The organism is Actinomycetota bacterium (genome assembly GCA_041658565.1).
GTDB lineage: Bacteria > Actinomycetota > AC-67 > AC-67 > AC-67 > JBAZZY01.
Window position 1 is genome coordinate 25071 of record JBAZZY010000006.1, and the last position, 19364, is coordinate 44434.

16 protein-coding genes and 2 tRNA genes are annotated in these 19364 nt (G+C 64.8%); 10 read left to right on the plus strand and 8 right to left on the minus strand.

The genetic code is table 11. The features are described from left to right. Window positions 1-12: 12 nt before the first annotated feature. The 5 genes from WDA27_05275 (at window position 13) to WDA27_05295 (ending at window position 4666) form a co-directional block, all read left to right on the plus strand. A complete protein-coding gene (locus WDA27_05275) occupies window positions 13-1221 on the plus strand; it encodes a type II secretion system F family protein (protein MFA5890346.1) in 1209 nt (402 codons plus the stop codon). Further along, entirely contained in the window at window positions 1221-1655 is a 435-nt protein-coding gene (locus WDA27_05280) for a prepilin-type N-terminal cleavage/methylation domain-containing protein (GenBank protein ID MFA5890347.1), read from the plus strand. The genes WDA27_05275 and WDA27_05280 overlap by 1 nt, the downstream gene beginning before the upstream one ends. Beyond that, window positions 1655-2170, plus strand: a complete 516-nt coding sequence (locus WDA27_05285; GenBank protein ID MFA5890348.1) for a prepilin-type N-terminal cleavage/methylation domain-containing protein — start codon at window positions 1655-1657, stop codon at window positions 2168-2170. Before WDA27_05280 ends, WDA27_05285 begins: the two co-directional genes overlap by 1 nt. Next, a complete protein-coding gene (locus WDA27_05290; protein ID MFA5890349.1) occupies window positions 2167-4197 on the plus strand; it encodes a hypothetical protein in 2031 nt (676 codons plus the stop codon). The genes WDA27_05285 and WDA27_05290 overlap by 4 nt, the downstream gene beginning before the upstream one ends. Window positions 4198-4288: 91 nt before the next feature. Beyond that, a complete protein-coding gene (locus tag WDA27_05295) occupies window positions 4289-4666 on the plus strand; it encodes a prepilin-type N-terminal cleavage/methylation domain-containing protein (protein ID MFA5890350.1) in 378 nt (125 codons plus the stop codon). A gap of 31 nt (window positions 4667-4697) precedes the next feature. On the opposite strand, the gene WDA27_05300 is transcribed toward WDA27_05295, so the two are convergent. After that, on the minus strand, window positions 4698-5828 hold the full coding sequence (locus WDA27_05300; GenBank protein ID MFA5890351.1) for a type IV pilus twitching motility protein PilT: 1131 nt from the start codon (window positions 5826-5828) through the stop codon (window positions 4698-4700). 111 nt (window positions 5829-5939) lie between these two features. On the opposite strand from WDA27_05300, the gene purF reads away from it, so the two are divergent. Genes purF through WDA27_05315 form a run of 3 tightly spaced genes read left to right on the plus strand, consistent with a single transcriptional unit; the run spans window position 5940 to window position 9439 of the window. Beyond that, the gene (purF, locus tag WDA27_05305) at window positions 5940-7400 is read left to right on the plus strand and encodes an amidophosphoribosyltransferase (protein ID MFA5890352.1); all 1461 of its coding nucleotides are present in this window, start codon (window positions 5940-5942) and stop codon (window positions 7398-7400) included. Between the two features lie 3 nt (window positions 7401-7403). Continuing rightward, entirely contained in the window at window positions 7404-8450 is a 1047-nt protein-coding gene (purM, locus tag WDA27_05310) for a phosphoribosylformylglycinamidine cyclo-ligase (protein ID MFA5890353.1), read from the plus strand. Further along, a complete protein-coding gene (locus WDA27_05315) occupies window positions 8447-9439 on the plus strand; it encodes an ATP-binding protein (GenBank protein ID MFA5890354.1) in 993 nt (330 codons plus the stop codon). Before purM ends, WDA27_05315 begins: the two co-directional genes overlap by 4 nt. Here the strand turns inward: WDA27_05315 and WDA27_05320 are convergent. From WDA27_05320 to WDA27_05340, 5 genes are all read right to left on the minus strand, one after another. Continuing rightward, window positions 9436-10716: a dihydrolipoamide acetyltransferase family protein gene (locus WDA27_05320; protein MFA5890355.1), complete on the minus strand. Its 1281-nt coding sequence runs from the start codon at window positions 10714-10716 to the stop codon at window positions 9436-9438. The genes WDA27_05315 and WDA27_05320 overlap by 4 nt on opposite strands. Before the next feature lie 33 nt (window positions 10717-10749). Beyond that, complete coding sequence (locus tag WDA27_05325; GenBank protein ID MFA5890356.1) at window positions 10750-11727, minus strand: alpha-ketoacid dehydrogenase subunit beta; 978 nt, start codon at window positions 11725-11727, stop codon at window positions 10750-10752. Continuing rightward, the gene (gene pdhA / locus WDA27_05330) at window positions 11727-12818 is read right to left on the minus strand and encodes a pyruvate dehydrogenase (acetyl-transferring) E1 component subunit alpha (GenBank protein MFA5890357.1); all 1092 of its coding nucleotides are present in this window, start codon (window positions 12816-12818) and stop codon (window positions 11727-11729) included. Before pdhA ends, WDA27_05325 begins: the two co-directional genes overlap by 1 nt. A gap of 164 nt (window positions 12819-12982) precedes the next feature. Next, window positions 12983-13480: an ImmA/IrrE family metallo-endopeptidase gene (locus WDA27_05335; GenBank protein ID MFA5890358.1), complete on the minus strand. Its 498-nt coding sequence runs from the start codon at window positions 13478-13480 to the stop codon at window positions 12983-12985. Between the two features lie 11 nt (window positions 13481-13491). Beyond that, window positions 13492-14553: a Glu/Leu/Phe/Val dehydrogenase dimerization domain-containing protein gene (locus WDA27_05340; GenBank protein ID MFA5890359.1), complete on the minus strand. Its 1062-nt coding sequence runs from the start codon at window positions 14551-14553 to the stop codon at window positions 13492-13494. Between the two features lie 322 nt (window positions 14554-14875). Here WDA27_05340 and WDA27_05345 point away from each other — a divergent pair, with 322 nt between their 5' ends. Together WDA27_05345 and nifJ are read left to right on the plus strand one after the other, a co-directional pair. Continuing rightward, window positions 14876-15076: a BldC family transcriptional regulator gene (locus WDA27_05345; protein ID MFA5890360.1), complete on the plus strand. Its 201-nt coding sequence runs from the start codon at window positions 14876-14878 to the stop codon at window positions 15074-15076. Between the two features lie 293 nt (window positions 15077-15369). Beyond that, window positions 15370-18942: a pyruvate:ferredoxin (flavodoxin) oxidoreductase gene (gene nifJ, locus WDA27_05350; protein MFA5890361.1), complete on the plus strand. Its 3573-nt coding sequence runs from the start codon at window positions 15370-15372 to the stop codon at window positions 18940-18942. Window positions 18943-19146: 204 nt separating this feature from the next. Here nifJ and WDA27_05355 read toward each other — a convergent pair. Next, a tRNA-Phe gene (locus tag WDA27_05355) sits at window positions 19147-19219 on the minus strand. 34 nt (window positions 19220-19253) lie between these two features. After that, window positions 19254-19328, minus strand: a tRNA-Asp gene (locus WDA27_05360). Window positions 19329-19364: the final 36 nt, after the last annotated feature.

The following is a 19364-nucleotide window of genomic DNA, read 5'->3' on the forward strand; positions in this document are numbered from 1 at the left end:
GGAGTGGGGGCCATGTCCCGATTCAGTTTCATCGCACGGGCCGAAGACGGAACCGAGGTCAAGGGCCAGATCGAATCCGATACCTTGGCCGGCGCGCGTCTGAGTCTCGCCGAGCGCAAGCTCGAACCCATCGAGGTGCAAGAGAAGAAGAGACTGTTCTCCTTCGAGATCTCGAAGAAGAAGATTCCTCGCACCGACATCATGCACTTCTCGCGGCAGCTGGCCGCGTTCATCCGCGCCGGGATTCCGATCTTGGATGCGATGGAGGTCATCGGCGAGGAGTCCGGCAACCCCGCGCTTCGCCAGATGCTTCGAGAGGTGCGCGAGGCCCTTCGCGGGGGGTCGACTCTGTCGGCAGCGATCGGGCAGCACGGCCGCCACTTCCCAACGTTCTACGTCGACATGCTGCGGTCTGCCGAGATGACAGGGCATCTGGATCAGGTTCTCGATCAGCTCTCGCGCTACATCGAGCGCGACCTCGAAGCCCGACGCAAGATCCGCTCTGCGCTGGCCTACCCCATGGTCATCTTGGTGATGAGCGTGGTGACCGTCGTGATCCTGACAGCATTCGTGTTGCCTCGGTTCGAGAAGTTCTTCGAGTCGCTCGACGCGCAGTTGCCGCTGACGACACGGATGCTGCTGTCATTCTCGCGGTTCGTCTCGCACTGGTGGTGGGCGTTGTTCCTCGGGGGCCTGCTCTTGGGGACGGCGCTGTATCTGGCGGGACGGACGACGTGGGGCCGTGAGTTGAAGGACAAGTCGCTGCTGCGTTTCCCCGTAGCCGGAGAAGTCGTTCGTTACTCGATTCTGGAACGCTTTTGTCGGATCCTGGGCTCGATGGTCCAAGCCGGTGTGCCCCTTCCCGAGGCCATGGAGGTTGTGGCCGAGGGAACGAAGAACATCGTTTACGAGCGAGGCTTGGCGGCTGTCCGCAACGCGATGCTGCAGGGCGAAGGGATTTCGCGCCCGATGGTGCGCAGTCAGTTGTTTCCGCCCTCGGTCACTCAGATGGTCCGGGTCGGCGAGGACACGGGAACCCTCGACGAGCAGTTAGCGACCGCGGCGGCTTTTTATGACCAAGAACTGGACTACAAGATCAAGCGATTGACGACGCTGTTCGAGCCTGTCGTCATCATCTTCATGGGGCTGGTGGTTGGGTTCGTGGCGGTGGCGCTGATTTCGGCGATGTACGGCATCTTCAACCAGACCGGCAAGATCTAATGTTTCGGCGGCGCGGGTCGTGCGGCGAGGCGGGAGTCACTCTCGTCGAGGTGCTCGTCACGGTGGTGATCCTCGGCATGGCGTTTGCCGCGATCGTCGGCGCAATGGGCACGTCGATCCTCGCGTCGGACATCCATCGCAAACAGGCGACATCGGAGGTCGTCCTTCGTGACTACGCCGAAACTCTGGCGGCCGCGTCGTACGTCACGTGCGGAACGACGTCGTCTTACGAAGCGGTGTCGTTCACGCCGCCTACCGGATTCACGGTGTCGGTCACAGCCGTGGAGTACTACACGTCCGCGACACAGACCTTCGAGTCGTCCTATGGGACGTGTCCGGTGTCGGACTCGGGGTTGCAGCGGCTGTCGCTGAGAGTGGTGTCCGACGACGCGCGCGCGACCGAAACGCTGCAGATCGTCAAGCGGAGTGTGTGATGCGTCGCGACGAGGGATTCACACTGGTCGAGCTGGTTATCACAATGGTGATTCTGGGGATCATCGGCGCAGCCATCTCGACCGCGATCGTCGTGGGCTTGCGCACGACGGACGCGACGCAGACCCGACTCGCGCAGTCCCATGATCGGCAGATGACTCCCGCGTTCTTCATCACGGACGTGCAGAGTTCCGACGACGTATCTCTGTCGGACACCACTTGCTCGGGCGTGATCCCGGTCGTGCGGTTCCAATGGACGGACCAGGGCGTCGTCAAGGTAGCCGCGTACGCGATCGTTGCCGCGGAGAACGAGCGACAACTGCGCAGGTACTACTGCGAGGACTCGGTTGTGATCAACACGAGTTCCGTCGTTCACAATCTGTCGGTATCGGTGAATCCCGTTTTGGTGTGTACGCCCGCGTGCCCGGGCACCTCGACGCCGTCGAAGGTGACGCTCACGATTACCGATACCAGTGGCGCCTCGTTCGACGTGGTCGGCTCGCGGAGGGTCGGATGAGCCGGCGGCCGTTCCGCGGAATCCTGACGCTTCGGCGAGCGCGCGCCGGCAGCGAGGAAGGGATGGCGCTCGTTCTGGCGTTGGTCTTCCTTTCGCTGTTCGGCATTGCGATCGCGTCGCTGCTTGGATTCGCCGAGGCCAGTTTTCGCACGACGATCGCGGTGCGCGAGCAGCGTGCCGCGGTGTACGCCGCCGAGGGCGCGGTCCAAGGCGGGATCAACAGCATTCGTGGGAACTTGGCCCAGGGGCAGGACCCGGCGGGCGGCGGGACGTGTACATCGTTCTCCCTCCCGTCGACGAACGGCGTGTCGGCGACCACGACGTGCACCGGGCAAAGCGGGAGCGGAACGATTCCGGGTCCCAACCCCAACAACCACCCGCCGAACGCGATCCTGACGCTCAGCACGGACTCGACGGAGAACGGGATCGAACAGGCTGCTGCTGCTTCGAGCCTCGCCGTCAGCGGGCCGGTCTTTTCCCACTCGAACATCACGGCTAGCGGACTGCTGTCGACGATAGCCGTGACGGGGCAGGTCTCGGCGGTCGGGGACTGTTTGGGCACCATCACTTCAACGGTCCCCCCCTTGAAGTGCGCCAACAAGTCCGGCGGTGCGGCGAACCCGGCAGACGCGCCGGATCCGGACTACGCGAAGGCCACGGCGTCGGTCCCGACCTATCAGGCTGTGCCGTCGTGCCCGGGTCCTGCGTCGATCATTACGTTCACTCCCGGGATGTACGACGATGTGGTTGCGCTCAACGCGCTGACGAACGGCGCGTGCACGGGCGCTCTGCTGTACTTCCCGGCGGCGACCTCCCCTGCGGGCGTCGGCGTGTACTACTTCAACTTCCGCAACGGAAGCAGCGTGTGGACGATCAACGACGCAACGGTAAACGTCGTGGGCGGGACGCCGAAGAACTGGCTGCCGCTGCTTCCTCGTCCGATCGTTCCGATCCCCGGCGGCTGCAAGCTCGAGACCGACGCCGCCCCGAACGACGGCGTGCAGTTCATCTTCGGCAGGTCCAGTCGCATGGACGTGCAAGCCGGTATGGTCGAGTTGTGTGCGCAACCGGCGACGGCCGACCAGGAGATCGCCGTCTACGGACTCAAGACCGGATCCGGAACCTCAACGGCGGCCGCCTCCTTGGCTGGGTCGCACGATCCCGCTGCGACTTCCGGGTTTACCAACCCCACGCAGGGCGTGACCAACGATGCCTCCTCGGCGTGCTCGACGTCCACGTGCGCCTCCGCGTCGCTCACCGGTTCGAGCGCATACGAGACGCTCCGAGAATTCACGACGACACCGTCGTTGCCCGCAGGATCGCGCATCACGTCCGCGACGCTTCGAGTCGGCCACGAAGAGACGGTTCCACTCTCGGTCGCGAGTCTGACGGCGACCGTCACACCCGGAGGAGGCGGCTCGGCGCTTTCTTGCACGTTCAGCGCCTCTTCATCGCGGACCTTGGGCACGTGCGATCTCTTGGCGAAGGGAATGGACAACGGACCCGGCGTCTTGTCGGGAATGACCGTGCGTTACACAGCCCAGGCGACTTCGCTGCTGAGCACCACCGCTTGGCTGGACGGGGTTGATCTCGCCATCACCTACATTCCTCGGGCATTCGAAGCGCAAGACGGATGCATCGTCGTTCCGTATACGGAGGCGAATCAGGCGAGCGGGACCGCGTGTGCCGTGCTCAAGAGCAGCGGCCTTCTGTCCACGTTGGCAGTCCAGGGGACGGTATACGCGCCTTTGGCGCCGGTAGACGTGGCCGGCCTCAGTTTGTCTGCGCAGGTGTTCGGTCGCGGGGTTGTGGCGCGCGTGGTCCGCATGGCTGTGGCGCCGGCCGGCGGATTCACCGGGTTCCCCGTCGGGACGCCGAGCAACTCTCCGGCGAATGATCGTGTCGTCTTGTTTGTGGCGAGCGTGGGGGGGGCCGATCGGCTGCGCGCGCTGGTAACCTTTGGAGATCTCGGGGGCGTAACACCCGGGGCGACGGTGACCGTGAACTCGTGGAGCGTGCTGAGATGACCGCGTACGAGGTCAAACCCGGACTTAGCATCTATTGTTCGGGGCGTGTTTCGCCGATAGATCTTGCGGGGACTCGGGTAGGTGGAAAGGGGTGGCCGGATTGATAAAGCGCCTAAGAGGGAGGAGCCCGGACGAAGGGTTCACTCTCATCGAGTTGTTGATTGTCATCGTGATCTTGGGCGTTCTGGCTGCGGTCGTCGTGTTCGCCGTCAGCGGCATCACCGATCGAGGGGCGTCGTCTGCGTGTAAGTCGGATTTCAAGGCGGTTGAAACCGCGCAAGAGGCTTACTACGCGAAGAACGGGTCCTACGCATCGAGTGTTGCGGGACTCGTGACGGCGGGACTTCTGCGTTCGGCTCCGTCTAGTGATTCCTACGGAATCACCACCGCTACAACAGGAGTGATCACAGTGGTCAAGCCTGCGGCGACTCCTACCGCGACGGGGACGTCTCTGGCGGGCTGTCCGTAGGGCTTTCGGAGACCGCCTGCGCAGTCGTCGCTTAGCGACGGCGACGCGGGCGGTTTTCTGCTTCCGCAGGTGCCGCCGCCGCGCGCCGAATCTCGCCGGCGTGCGTGCTGCGCGCGAGGGCGTCTTCGTAGGCGACCACGCCGCGCGCCACGAGGTCGGACAGCGACATCTCGAGTGTCTGCATGCCGTCCTGCTGGCCCGTCGCCAGCACGTTGCGCAACTGCCGCGTCTTGCCTTCCTTGATCAGGTTTCGCACGGGGGCGGTCGCTGCCAAGATCTCGAAAGCCGCTACTCGTCCGCCCCCGATCTTTGGAAGCAACTGCTGGTAGATGATCGCGCTGAGCGATCCCGCGAGCTGGATGCGGATTTGTTGCTGGCGCTCGGAAGGAAAGACATCCACGATTCGATCCAGGGCCTGCGACGTGTCGTTGGTATGCAGCGTCGCCAGTACCAAGTGACCGGTCTCGGCGATCGTCAGCGTCGCTTGGATCGTTTCGAGGTCACGCATCTCGCCCACTAAAAGGACGTCGGGGTCCTCACGCAGCGCCGAGCGCAGCGCGCGCTCGAATGAGTACGAGTCCTCACCGATCTCGCGCTGGTTGACCGCCGAACGCTTGTGCTTGTGGACGTACTCGATCGGGTCCTCGATCGTCAGGATGTGGCAGGCGCGGTTCTCGTTGATGCGGTCGATCATTGAAGCCTGTGTCGTGGACTTCCCGGATCCGGACGGGCCGGTCACCAGGATCAGCCCCTGGTTACGCAGAACGAAACTCTCGACGACCTCGGGAAGGCCCAACTCGTCAAACGTTGGGATCCGGTAGGGGATCAGGCGCAGCGCGAGGGCGGCGGACCCTCGTTGCCGAAAGGCGTTTGCCCGGAAACGGGCGACTCCGCGCCAGTTGAACGAGAAGTCCACCTCCTTGGCTCGCTGGAAGGCCGCGCCGAGTTCCCGCGTAAGCGTGCTCAGGATGAGCGCTTCGGTGTCTTCCGGACGCAGTGGCTTCTTGCCGCTCATCGGGACCAAGGCGCCATCCACGCGCATCAACGGCGGGGTTCCCGCCGTGAGCAGGAGGTCGGTGGCACCCTCTTCCATCAGGTCTTGAAGCAGGTGATCGATGGCTTCCGAGGATATCTGGGTGCGCGGGGACTCTGGTTTCGCCATACGGCGCGCATGGTAGCAACCCATCCGGCTCCGATGGGTGCGCCGCGAACACGCAAGGCCGCGATCCGCCGGCCGGGAGGGCAGGCCTGTGACGCTGATAGAATGCTTTCGATGATCGACGATTCTCCCCGTGACGAGTGTGGGCTCTTCGGCGTTTGGGCGCCGGGCGAGGACGTATCGAAGCTTATTTTCTTCGGCCTCTACGCCTTGCAGCACCGGGGGCAAGAGGCGGCAGGAATGGCGGTTTCGGACGGATCCCGGATCATCGTCTACAAGGACCAGGGTCTTGTCGCGCAGGTGTTCGCCGAGTCCACTCTCGCGGCACTGCAAGGGCACATCGGAATCGGGCACACACGCTACTCGACGACGGGTTCCAGCAACTGGGAGAACGCGCAGCCGTCCTTCCGTGAGGTCAAGCATCGCAACAGCGGCGTGGCGTTGGGACACAACGGCAACTTGACCAACACCCTCGACATCGCGGGGCGCACGCACGAGCCGCATTTCGGGCTGCGCGCGACCACCGACTCCGACCTCATCACGGCGTTGCTGGCTCAGCACGAGGGGTCCCTGGATGAGGCCGTCGAGGAGATCATGCCGTTGCTGCGTGGGGCGTTTTCGCTCGTGATCATGGACGAGGAGACCGTGTATGGGGTCCGTGATCCCAACGGCGTGAGGCCGTTGGCGATTGGACGGCTGGCCTCCGGCGGCTGGGTCCTGGCGAGCGAGACCTGCGCGCTGGACATCGTGGGCGCCCAGTGGGTGCGAGACGTCGAGCCCGGCGAGATCGTCGCGATCGACGAGAACGGCCTCCGCAGTCGCATCTACGCGAAGCCGAATCCAAAGCTTTGCATCTTCGAGTACGTCTACCTGGCGAGACCCGATTCCGTGTTGGAGTCCCGGACCGTCCACGACGTCCGTCGAGAGATGGGGCGCGCGCTCGCCGAGGAAGCTCCAGTCGACGCCGATCTTGTGATCGGGGTTCCCGACACCGGTCCTGTGGCGGCCGCCGGTTTCGCCGAGGCTTCGAAGATCCCGTACGGCGAAGGACTGGTGAAGAACCGCTACGTCGGCCGGACGTTCATTCAACCGACGCAGACGATCCGGCAACTGGGGATTCGCCTCAAGCTCAATCCGCTTCGCTCCGCGGTGAAGGGCAAGCGGCTGGTCGTCGTGGACGACTCGATCGTGCGCGGGAATACGACGCGGCAGATCGTCAAGCTTCTGCGGGAAGCCGGCGCGAGCGAAGTCCATCTTCGTATCACGAGCCCGCCGATTCGCTGGCCTTGTTTCTACGGCATCGACATGGCGACGAAGTCCGAGCTGGTCGCCTCGGATCTGGCGGTTGATGAGATCTGTCAGTTTGTCGGGGCCGATTCCCTCGCCTATCTGTCGTTGCCGTCTCTGGTGCGCTCGACTCAGTTGCCTTCGGACTCCTTCTGCCGAGCGTGTTTCGACGGCATCTATCCGATTCCGATTCCCGAGAACGTCGATCAGCTGAAGTTCGCGCTCGAAGAGGCGGACCCGGCGGACGACCGTGAGGCGCGCGGCGAGTGGCGCGCGCAGCAGACCTAGAACGTGGGCGCGCGCGGCAACGATTCCGCCTACCGATCGGCGGGTGTGGACATTGAGGCGGGTGATCGGTCAGTCGGTCTGATTCGCGAGCGCATCGCGGCGGCCGGCGCAACGCGCCCGGAGGTGCTCGGGGCGATCGGCGGGTTCGCCGGCGGGTTCTCTGCCGCGTTCGACGGAATGCGTGACCCGGTCCTGGTGTCGGGCACCGACGGCGTGGGCACGAAGGTCATGATTGCCCAGACGCTCGACCGGCACGACACCATCGGAATCGACGCCGTCGCGATGGTGGTTGACGACATTGTCTGTGAAGGCGGCCGTCCGTTGTTCGTTCTGGACTACATCGCGTGCGGCCGACTCGTTCCCGAGCGGATCGCCGACATCGTCGGCGGGGTTGCCGAGGGGTGCCGGATCGCCGGGGCGGCGTTACTCGGCGGCGAGACCGCCGAGCATCCCGGGGCGATGGGCGAAGCGGAGTACGACATCGCCACGTTCGCCGTCGGGGTCGTAGAGCGCGAACGTATGCTCGGGCCGCACCGCGTGCGCGAAGGCGACGTTGTCGTCGGTTTGGCGTCCAGCGGTTTGCACGCGAACGGGTACTCCTTGGTGCGGAAGATCATCTTGGACCGAGATCTCTCCCTTGGGGTCGCGGTGCCGGGATGCGAAGGGACGCTGGGCGAGGAGTTGCTGCGCCCGTGCCGGATCCATGCGCCGGCGGTTCTGGCCGCCGAAGCCGCGGCGGAGGTGCATGCCGCCGCGCACATCACAGGCGGCGGGCTTGTCGACAACGTGGCGCGCGCGCTCCCGGACGGCCTCGGCGTACGCCTCGACGCGCGCGCATGGCGACGTCAGCCGATCTTCGATTTCCTCCAGGCCGAAGGCGGCATCTCTGAAGGCGAGATGCGGCGCGTGTTCAACTGCGGGCTTGGGATGGTTCTTGTCGTTCCAGAGCCGGCCGCAGCGACCGTCGTCGACGTTCTGCGCGCGCATGGCGAGACCGCTTCGGTCGCCGGCCACGTTGTGGCCGGCGAGGGAGTCGTGATCGAGGGATGAGCGCGCCGGTGGATTCCGGGCCGGGACGCAGTGTCCCCGAGGTGATCCGCCGCGCGCGCCTCGGAATCCCGGTAGCCGGTTTCGCCGGGGCGATAGTGACGATCGGCGTGGCGCTCGTGTTGGCGCCGGATTACGACGTCGTGCCCGACGGGCTGTTTGAAGCTCATCATCTGACGGCTTGGGAGCCCGCGTTCTCGGCGATGTTGGCGGGACTTGCGGTGTATACGATCTTGCGTGAGTACTCGGCGCACCGGGTGGCCGCGCGATTGGCCGAAGAGCATCGCGTTGCTTCGCACTTGGCCGAGCTCGATCAGATGCGAGGGGATGCTGTGGCGTCGGTGACGCATGAGCTGAAAACGCCGCTCACCTCCTTGCTGGGATACGCGATCATCTTGCGCAAGCGCGCGGCTGATCTGAGCGCTCAGCAACGCGACGAGTACATCGCGGTGATGCAAGAGCAAGCGGAGCGCATCCTGCGTCTCATCGAGGAGTTGCTGCAGTCCTCGCGCCTGGAGAGCGGCAAGAGCCGGTTGCGGCGCGCGCCTCTGGATCTCGCCGCCGTTGCCGGAAGGGTTGCTACGGAGTTGGCGGCCGCGCGCGACAGGGAGATCCTCGTGGAGACCCCTTCTCACGATTTAGGGCTCTACGGCGACGAGGCTGCCATGGAACACGTTGTGACGAACCTGGTCGACAACGCGCTGAAGTACTCCTCGGGGACCGTGCGCATCGGGTTGTTCGAAGGCGACGGCGAGGTGTTGCTGACCGTGGCCGACGAGGGCGAAGGGATTGACCCGGAGGAGTTGCCCCACATCTTCGAGCGATTCCAGCAAGCGTCGAACGCGCGCGGGCGGGCCAGCGTCGGCCTCGGGCTGTACATCGTGCGCAATCTCGTGAGCGCGCACGGCGGACGGGTGTGGGCCGACTCCAAGCGCGGCAAGGGCACGACCTTCACGATCGCGCTGCCGCGCCGTCGCGACGGACGGGGCTAGAGCACGCCGAACAAGCGCGCCGGTTTCTCGATCAAGTCGCCCAGGTAGCGCAGGAACCGTCCGGCTTCTGCGCCGTCCACGATCCGGTGATCGAAGGTCAGTGCCAGGGTCATCACATCGCGCGGCACGACCTCGTCCTGAACAACCCACGGTCGTCTCGCGATCACCCCCACCGCGAGGACCGCGCACTCGGGGTAGTTGATGATCGGGGTTCCCGATTCCATCCCGAACGATCCGATGTTGGTGATCGTGATGGTCGAACCGGTGAGGTCGGCGGGACCGATGCGGCCGGCGCGCGCCGCCGCGACGAGGCGGGTAACCTCAGTCGCGATCTCGAAAACGTTGAGTTGATCCGCGTCCTTGATTACCGGTACCAGCAACCCGCGCTCGGTGTCGGTCGCGATGCCGACGTGGTAGGCGCGGCGGACCACAATCTCGGTGGCTTCCTCGTCCCAGCGTGAGTTGATGAGCGGATGCCGGTGCAGTGCCGCCACCAGCGCCTTGATCACGATCGGCAGCGGGGAGATCTTCTGTTCGGCGGCCTCGGGTGCCGTGCTGAGGTCCCGACGCAATTGGGTGAGTTGAGTCGCGTCGATCTGCAGCCACTCGGTCACGTGCGGAATGGAGAACGCCGAGCGGACCATCTTCTCGGCGATCGAGCGGCGAATTGCTCGCACTGGAATCCGCTCGTCTTCGGCGCCCTCCACGACGCGCGCGCGGGGTGCGCGCACCGAGGAGACCGCGACCTCCGCGGGGGCGTCCGATGGGCCGGCGGCGGCCGCATTCTGTACGTCCTCACGCGTGACGCGCCCATCGGGTCCGGTGCCGGCGACCGTGTCGACGTCGATGCCCAATTCGCGGGCCAGTTTGCGCACCGGCGGCGTGGTGAGTGCCCTTGCGGAAGGCGTTTGCGCCCCGGGCTCATCCGAATCGCGCTTGCCGATGCGACGCTGCTTGCGCCGCATCGGCGGGCCGTCCTCGGGTCCGTAACCGACGAGTACTTCTCTGCGCCCGGTCTGTGGGGCGTCGGAGGCCGTTCGGATTGTGATCAGTGTTGCGCCGACGTTCACGCGCGCGCCGACCTCTCCGAACGTCTTCTCCACGGTGCCCTCGTACGGCGACGGAATCTCGACGATAGCCTTCTCGGTCTCGACCTCGACGAGAGGTTGGTTCAGCGCGACGCTGTCGCCTTCGTGAACCAGCCACTGGACGATCTCGGCGTCGGTCAGACCTTCCCCGAGATCGGGCAGTTTGAACTCACGTACCTCGTCGGACATTAGGCTTCCTCCAAGTCCCTCGCCGTGTGGCCATCAGTAGTTGAGCACCGCATCGACGGCGTCGAGTACGCGGTCCAGATCCGGGATGTGCAGGTCTTCGATCTTTGCCGGCGGGTACGGAATATCCCAGCCCCCGACGCGAAGCACGGGTGCATTCAGCGAAAGGAAGTCGTCTTCCGCGATGCGCGCGGCTAGTTCCGCCGCGAAGCTGCCGGTTACCGGCGCCTCGGTCACCACGACCGCGCGCCCCGTCTTTCGCACGCTAGTCATGATGGTCTCCAGGTCCAGCGGCATGAGCGAGCGAAGGTCGATCACCTCGCACGAGACGTCGTCGCGCGCGGCCTCGCGCGCGGCCTCTTCGACGGTGCGAACGCTCGGACCGTAGGTGATGATGCTCACGTCGGTCCCTTCGCGGACGACGCGCGCGCGCCCGAGCGGCAGTCCGCCCTCGATCGGGAATTCGACGTCCTCACGGATCCAGTAGCGGCGTTTCGGTTCAAGGAAGATCACCGGGTCGGGGTCTTCGATCGACGCGACCAGCAACCGGAACGCGTCCGACGGCGTTGCGGGCGTGACGACCTTCAGCCCGGCGGTGTGCGCGAAGTACGCCTCGAGTGATTCCGAGTGGTGCTCGACGGCTCCGATGCCGCCGCCGTAGGGGATTCGCACGACCATTGGAAGAGCAATCTTGCTCATTGTGCGCGAGCGATATTTCGCAAGGTGGCTGATGATCTGGTTGAACGCCGGGTAGGTGAACCCGTCGAACTGAATCTCACACACCGGCTTGAAGCCGTATATCGCCAGGCCGATCCCGGTGCCGATGATGCCGGACTCCGCCAGCGGTGTGTCGAACACGCGCTGCTCGCCGAATTCCGCCTGCAAGCGGTCGGTGATCCGGAAGACGCCGCCCGCAGGGCCGACGTCCTCCCCCATGATCAACACGCGGTCGTCGCGTCGCATGCAGTAGCGCAAGGCTTCATTGAGGGCCTGTGCCATCGTGGCCGCCGGCATCAGATCCCTCCTTCGTGTTCGCGTATGTACGCCTGTTGCTGGCGTACGAGCGTGGGTGGCATTTCGTTGTAGACGTGTTCGAACAGCAGCTTCGGATCCAGTGGGCCGGCGCCGACGATATCGCGGCGAAGTTGCGTGGCTGTTCGGTCACCTTCGTCATTGCACTGCTGAACGAACTCCTCGTCCAGCACTTGCTCGGTTTCGCAGTAACTTCTGAACCTGGCGAGCGGATCGAGTGCTTCCCACTTCGCCAGTTCTTCGTTGCTGCGGTAGCGGGTGGGATCGTCGGCGGTGGAGTGCGGTCCGCGCCTGTAGGTGAGCGCCTCGACCAGCGTCGGGCCTTCACCGGCGCGCGCGCGCCGCAGTGCCTCGCGGACCACGACGTAGCACGCCAGGACGTCGTTGCCGTCTACTCGCACTCCGGGGAATCCGTATCCGAGCGCCTTGTGAGCGATGGCGATCGCCGCGGTTTGCTTGGCGAGCGGAACGCTGATCGCGTACTGGTTGTTCTGGCAGAAGAACACAACCGGCGCGCGCCACACGCCGGCGAAGTTACAGGCCTCGTGGAAATCGCCTTCGGACGTTGCCCCGTCGCCGAAGCACGCGATCGTCACGCAGTCTTTTCCATCGAGCTTCGCCCCCTTCGCGAACCCCACAGCATGCAGTGCTTGCGATGCGATCGGGACCGAGTAGGGGGCGAAACGGTGCTCGCGGTAGTCCCACAGTCCTCCGTGCCACGTGCCTCGGAACAAGTGCATGATGTGAGCCGGGTCGATTCCGCGCGCCAGCGCGAACCCCAATTCGCGGTAGGACGGGAACACCCAATCCTGGTCCTGCAGCGCATACGCGGCGCCGATTTGTGCCGCCTCTTGTCCAAGAGATGGCGTGTAGACGCCGAGTTCGCCCTGGCGCTGCAGGTTCGTCGATTCCTGATCCACGCGGCGCGTCAGGACCATGAGCCGATAGATCTCGCGAAGGTCTTGTTCTTTCAGCCCGACGTCGTACCCGTGATCGGGAACGAGTGTGCCGTCCGGCCGCAAGATCTCGACCGAATCGGCCGGCAACGAGGCCGGATCGACGAATCCCTTCATCGGTCCCTCCTGTACCCGACGGGATCGCCGCCGGGTAGGTCGGCTCTCGGCGATACGCTCACCGGCTTGTGGCCGGTGCGAACTCCTTCGACAGAGCGAAGGATGCGGCGCCTTGAGTTCACATCGTTGCAGCGTTCAGAACCGCCCGTCAACGAGCGGTGGATTCATCCACGTCCGAGGACCACGTGCGGCAGAAGATCGAGCTGCCGCAAACGTCTCTCCAGTTCGTCACGTCCGACTTCGAAGGCGCGCGCAAGTTCGTCGATGTCGAAGTGGCTTGGATCCTGCGTCCCCACGGCACGTGCGATCCACGGATCGGGAATGAGCAGTTCCGCGGCGAACAGGTCGGCTTCGTACTCCAACTCGTGAGTTTCCCAGGTTCCTGCGCGCAGATGCGGCTGCGCGCCGTGCAGGACGTGGTGTCCGATCTCGTGAGCCAGACGCCACCGCCGGCGCGCGCCGGCGATTCGCTCGCCGCTGACCAGTCGAGTGCGTCCGCGCGCGGGAGCGCTGAGCGCGTCCCAGGTGTCCGGCGATAGATGCCACGGGCGTTCGTGGTGGATTCGAAGGTACGCCAACACACGTGCGAGATCTGTCGGAGGTTCCTTTTGTGCCGCGTTCTTCAGGATCCCTCGGACGATCTTCTTAAGATCCTTCTCCATTGCGGCGGAGTCTAGCCGGGAGCCGTGCCGTCTTCCAGGGCGCGAGCACCGTGGCGGATGCGCGCTTCCGCTAGACGGTCGGCGGCCTCCCCCGGTGTGATTCCCGCCGCGCGCGCGCGCTCGAACACGTCGCGAAGCGTGATGGCGATCGCCTCGGTCTTGGCGCGCGCCCGTGCCTCGTCGTAGCCGTGAAGCTCGTCTTCGACGTTGATGAGGCCTCCGGCGTTGATGACGTAGTCGGGCGCGTACAAGATCCCGGCCGCGGCGAGCGCGCGCCCGTGCTCCGGCGTCGCGAGTTGGTTGTTGGCGGCTCCGGCGACGGCGCGGCATCGCAAGGTCCCGAGCGTGTTGTCGGTGACGACCGGCCCGAGTGCGCACGGCGCGAGGATGTCGCACTCGGCGGCGATCGCCGAATCCGCTTCGACTGCGCGCGCGCCGATCTCCTCGGCCAGGGCTTTGGCGTGTTCGCGGTTTATGTCGCAGATGCTCAGGCGCGCGCCGGTTCCCGCGAGCGCGCGCGCCAGCGCGCCCCCGACCTTGCCGACCCCCTGGATCAAGACGTGGCGCTTCTCCAGGGACGGATCGCCCCATAACTCCTGCGCGACGGCAGCAAGTCCGTGAAGCACTCCGTGTGCGGTCATCGGAGACGGATCCCCGGAACCGTGCGAGGTCCCTGTGACGTAACGCGTCGTTGTCGCTATCAGGTCAAGGTCTGCGACCGTCGTTCCCGCGTCGGCCGTGGTGAGGTATTTCCCGCCGAGGCGTTCGACGTGCCGACCGTAGGCTTGGAGCAGATCCGGAGTCTTGTCCCGGGCGGGGTCGCCGATGATCACGGCCTTGCCTCCGCCCAACGCGAGGCCGGCGGCTGCGGCCTTGTAGGCCATGGCCTTGCTCAACCGAAGGACGTCGGTCAAGGCGGCATCTTCGCTGGTGTAGGGCCATATTCGGGTTCCCCCGAGGGCCGGTCCCAGCCGTGTTGAGTGAATCGCGAAGATTGCCCGAAGTCCGGCAGTGGGTTCGTGTGCGAACACGATCTGCTCATACTCGCTGCCCAGCCGATCAAAGACGCCCACGCTCGTATGGTATCGGGGCCTCCCACCTGCGCAAACAAGGGAGGCGCAATCCTTGACGAAGGCGTAGGATCGAGGCGTCACAAAACGCGAAGGTTGTCGTTTTTGGGGATATGAGCTAAACCCGGCGCGGAAAGTGACGAAACACCTGTAGAAGGATACGCAGAGGCACCTGAAAGGGACATCGGGCGGTTCGAAGGGGCCACCCGGCAAACCCCCCGAAAGGGCCATTGTGTTCCAAGTGGTAAAGGCCCGATGCTAGGGCAACGTGATACATACCGCGGCAGAGCGGGACACCGATAGCCGCCAAGGAGGGAGGGAATACATGAAGCGCGACCAGTCATCTGGAGAGACGCTGCTTACTCCGGCGGAGGTTGCTGCGCTCTTCCGGGTGGACCCGAAGACGGTCACCCGTTGGGCGAAGGCCGGGAAGCTTAGTTCGATTCGGACCTTGGGCGGTCACCGCCGTTACCGCGAGTCCGAGGTAATGAGTCTTCTCGAGGGCGTGGCTACTCACAACAGCTAAGACGCTGTCGTGGTTGCGTCCGACGAGCAACTTCCCTGGGCGAGAAGCGAGAGTCTCACCCGCAAACCTCGTCGATAACTCGACGGGCCTGAAGCGCGATTGCGCCCAGGCCCGTCGTTCCTTTTGGGGCCTTTCTTCGCATCCTGGGTTGCCGCGCGCCCCCCCGGCGGTTATTCGGCGCCGACCGACCCCGCGATGCCGGGGCCGTTGGCCCCCGACGGTTCCCTTATCATGTGATGGACTAGCATCATCCTTCTCGCATGAACTCGATCGGTTATGGGGGTAGAGCCTCGATGACGAAACGCTGGGTTTGTACCGACGGAAACGAAGCAGCCGCGACGATCGCCTACAAGCTCAGCGAAGTCATCGCGATTTATCCGATTACGCCCGCTTCGCCCATGGGGGAGTTCGCAGACGCGTGGGCTGCGGCCGACCGGCCGAACCTGTGGGGCCTGGTCCCCGAGGTCTTCGAGATGCAGAGCGAGGCCGGTGCCGCTGGGGCCGTCCACGGCGCGGTGCAAAAAGGCACGCTCTCCACGACCTTCACTGCGTCCCAGGGCTTGCTGCTCATGCTGCCCAACATGTTCAAGCTCGCGGGTGAGTTGACCCCTGCGGTCATCCACGTCGCGGCTCGAACGCTCGCGACCCACGCTTTGTCGATCTTCGGTGACCACAGTGACGTGATGTCGGCGCGCACCACCGGGTTCGCGATGCTCGCGTCCTCGTCGGTCCAGGAAGCGCACGACATGGCCTTGATCGCGCACGCGTCCACAATCCGCGCACGCGTGCCGTTCCTGCACTTTTTCGATGGATTCCGTACTTCGCACGAGGTCAACAAGATCGAGATGATCTCGGACGAGGACATCGCGGCGCTTATCGACATGGACGCGGTGCGCGCGCACCGGGCTTGGGGACTGTCCCCCGACCGGCCCGAGTTGCGTGGGACTGCGCAGAACCCCGACGTGTTCTTCCAAGCGCGCGAGGCCGGCAACCCCTGGTACTTGGCGCTGCCGGGCATCGTGCGCGAGAAGATGGATCTCCTCGCCGAGCAAACCGGTCGTCGCTATAACCTCGTGGACTACGTCGGCGACCCCGACGCCGAGCGCGTGGTCGTGTTGATGGGATCGGGAGTCGGCGCGGCCGAAGAGGCCGTCGCTGCCTTGCGCGCGCGCGGCGAGCGCGTCGGCGTGCTGAAGGTCCGGCTGTTCCGTCCGTTCCCCGCGCGCGAGTTGATCGACGCGTTGCCGCCGTCGGTGCGCTCCATCGCCGTGCTTGATCGCACCAAGGAGCCCGGTGCGATCGGCGAGCCGCTGTATCAGGACATCATCACGGCCCTTGCCGAGGGGCAGGCTGCTGGAACGCTGCCGTTCTCGTTCCCCCGGGTGATCGGTGGGCGCTACGGCTTGTCGTCCAAGGAGTTCACCCCGGCGATGGTCAAGGCCGTCTTGGACGAACTCGCCAAGCCCGAGCCGAAGAACCACTTCACCGTCGGCATCTTCGACGACGTGACGCACACGAGCCTGGAGTTCGATCCGTCTTTCTCGACCGAGGACGACGCGACTGTGCGTGCGGTGTTCTATGGGCTCGGCGCGGACGGAACCGTCAGCGCCAACAAGAGTTCGGTCAAGATCATCGGAGAGGACGCGGGACTGTTTGCGCAGGGCTACTTCGTCTACGACTCGAAGAAGTCCGGCTCGGTCACGGTTTCGCACTTGCGGTTCGGTCCGAAGCCGATCGAGTCGACCTACCTGATTGATCGCGCGAGTTTCGTCGCGTGTCACCAGTTCGGCTTCCTGGATCGCATGGACATGCTCAAGCTCGCGATGCCGGGCGCGGTGTTCTTGCTCAACAGCCCGTACGGTCCCGGCGAGGTGTGGGAGCAGATCCCGGTCGAGACGCAGCAGGACATCATCGACAAGGGGCTGGACCTTTACGTCATCGACGCATACAAGGTTGCCCACGAAGCAGGGATGGGTGGGCGCATCAACACCGTCATGCAGGCGTGCTTCTTCGCGCTGTCGGGAGTGCTGCCCAAGGACGAGGCGATCGCCGAGATCAAGAAGTCGATCGTCAAGAGCTACGGCAAGCGTGGGCAGGCGGTCATCGATCAGAACTTCGCCGCCGTCGATGCATCGCTCGCGGGGCTCCACCGCGTCGCGGTCCCAGCCGAAGTCGTCGGAACGCGTCGCCGTCGCCGTGCGGTTCCCGTCGAGGCGCCCGACTTCGTGCAGCGCGTGACTTCGCGCATGCTCATTGGTGAAGGCGACCTTTTGCCCGTGAGCGCGTTGCCGCCGGACGGGACGTTTCCGGTCGGTACGGCGAAGTGGGAGAAGCGAGGGATCGCGCAGGAGATCCCGATCTGGGACGAGAGCATTTGCATCGACTGCGGCAAGTGCGCGCTGGTGTGCCCTCACGCGGCGATTCGTATGAAGATCTTCGATCCGGCCGACGCCGCAGGTGCGCCCGCCGGCTTCTTGATGAAGGATTTTGCCAACAAGCAGGTTCCCGGCAAGAAGCTGACCATTCAGGTCGCGCCGGAGGACTGCACCGGGTGCACGGTGTGCGTGAGTGTGTGTCCGGCCAAGAGCAAGGAAGATCCTTCGCACCTGTCGATCAACATGGAGCCGATCCACGATCACTTGGATCGCGAGCGCGAGAACTGGGAGTTCTTCCTGACGATTCCCGAGGTGGATTCGACGTTGGTCGCTCCCGGGACGATCAAGGGTTCGCAGATTCGACAGCCGTTGATTGAGTTCTCCGGTGCGTGCTCGGGGTGCGGCGAGACGCCGTACTTGAAGCTCATGACGCAGTTGTTCGGCGATCGCGTGATCGTGGCGAACGCCACGGGTTGCTCGTCGATCTACGGCGGCAACTTGCCGACCACACCGTGGACGACCAACCCGGAAGGCCGCGGCGTCGCGTGGGCGAACTCGCTGTTCGAAGACAACGCGGAGTTCGGCCTGGGGATGCGCGTGGCGCTTGATCGCCAAAACGCTTTCGCCCGGCAGTTGCTGCGTGAACTGGAGCCGGCGATTGGGTCCGACTTGGTGCGCGAGATCTTGGAGGCGTCGCAGGAGAGCGACGCCGACATGGCCGCGCAGCGTGCGCGCGTGGCGCGCGTCAAGGAGTTGCTCGCCGGAGTCAACGGCGACTCGGCCGCAAAGGCGCGCGACCTAGCCGGCCTGGCGGATGAACTCGTTCGCAAGAGCGTGTGGATTGTCGGAGGCGACGGCTGGGCATATGACATCGGCTACGGCGGACTGGACCACGTGTTGAGCACGGGCCGCAACGTCAAGGTCCTCGTGCTCGACACTGAGGTGTACTCCAACACCGGCGGTCAGGCTTCGAAGGCCACGCCGCGCGCGGCCTCGGCGAAGTTCGCGGCGCAGGGCAAGGCTACGGCCAAGAAGGACCTCGGTGTGATGGCGATGGTGTACGGCAACGTGTACGTAGCGCAGATCGCGATGGGCGCCGACGACATGCAGACTGTGCGCGCGTTCACCGAAGCCGAAGCGTGGCCCGGACCGGCGCTGATCATCGCCTACAGCACGTGCATCGCCCACGGCTTTGAGATGGAGGACTCGATGACCCACCAGAAGGACGCGGTGGCGACCGGGTACTGGCCGCTGTACCGGTACAACCCGGCGCGCGCCAAGCCTTTCAAGCTCGACAGCAAGCCGCCGACCCAGAAGGTGCGCGATTTCGCGCTGGGTGAGACGCGGTTCGCGATGGTGTCGAGGGACGATCCGGCGCGCTTCGACGATCTGATCGGTCAAGCCCAAACCGACATCGAGGACCGGTGGGCGTTCTACGAGCATCTGGCGAACATGGAGCGCGTGCCCCGCGGAGAGGTGCCCGAAGCCTAGGCGCGCGCTAGGCGGTTGATCAGGAGTGGCACGGTTCGTGCCGCCTCGGAGGTGCTTGCCGGCGATCAGGATTCACCTGACGCGCCACGAGTTCCCCCCGTTCTGGTGTAGCTCCGGCGCCGTCTGTGTCGCCAAACCGACACCAGAAAGGCGAGACGTCGGAAACGGGAAACGGCGCAGGCCTTGTGGGGCTGCGCCGCTGTGTGGCCAGGGACAGAATCGAACTGTCGACACCGGGTTCTTCAGACCCGTGCTCTGCCAACTGAGCTACCTGGCCGGAACCGCGGATTTCTTGATTCCGCAGGTCAGAGCGGGCGTGAGGGGACTTGAACCCCCGACCTTCACCTTGACAGGGTGACGAGCACTCCAGACTGCTCCACACGCCCTAGAGTTCAAGCACTGTACCAGCAGGCGGGTTGTCC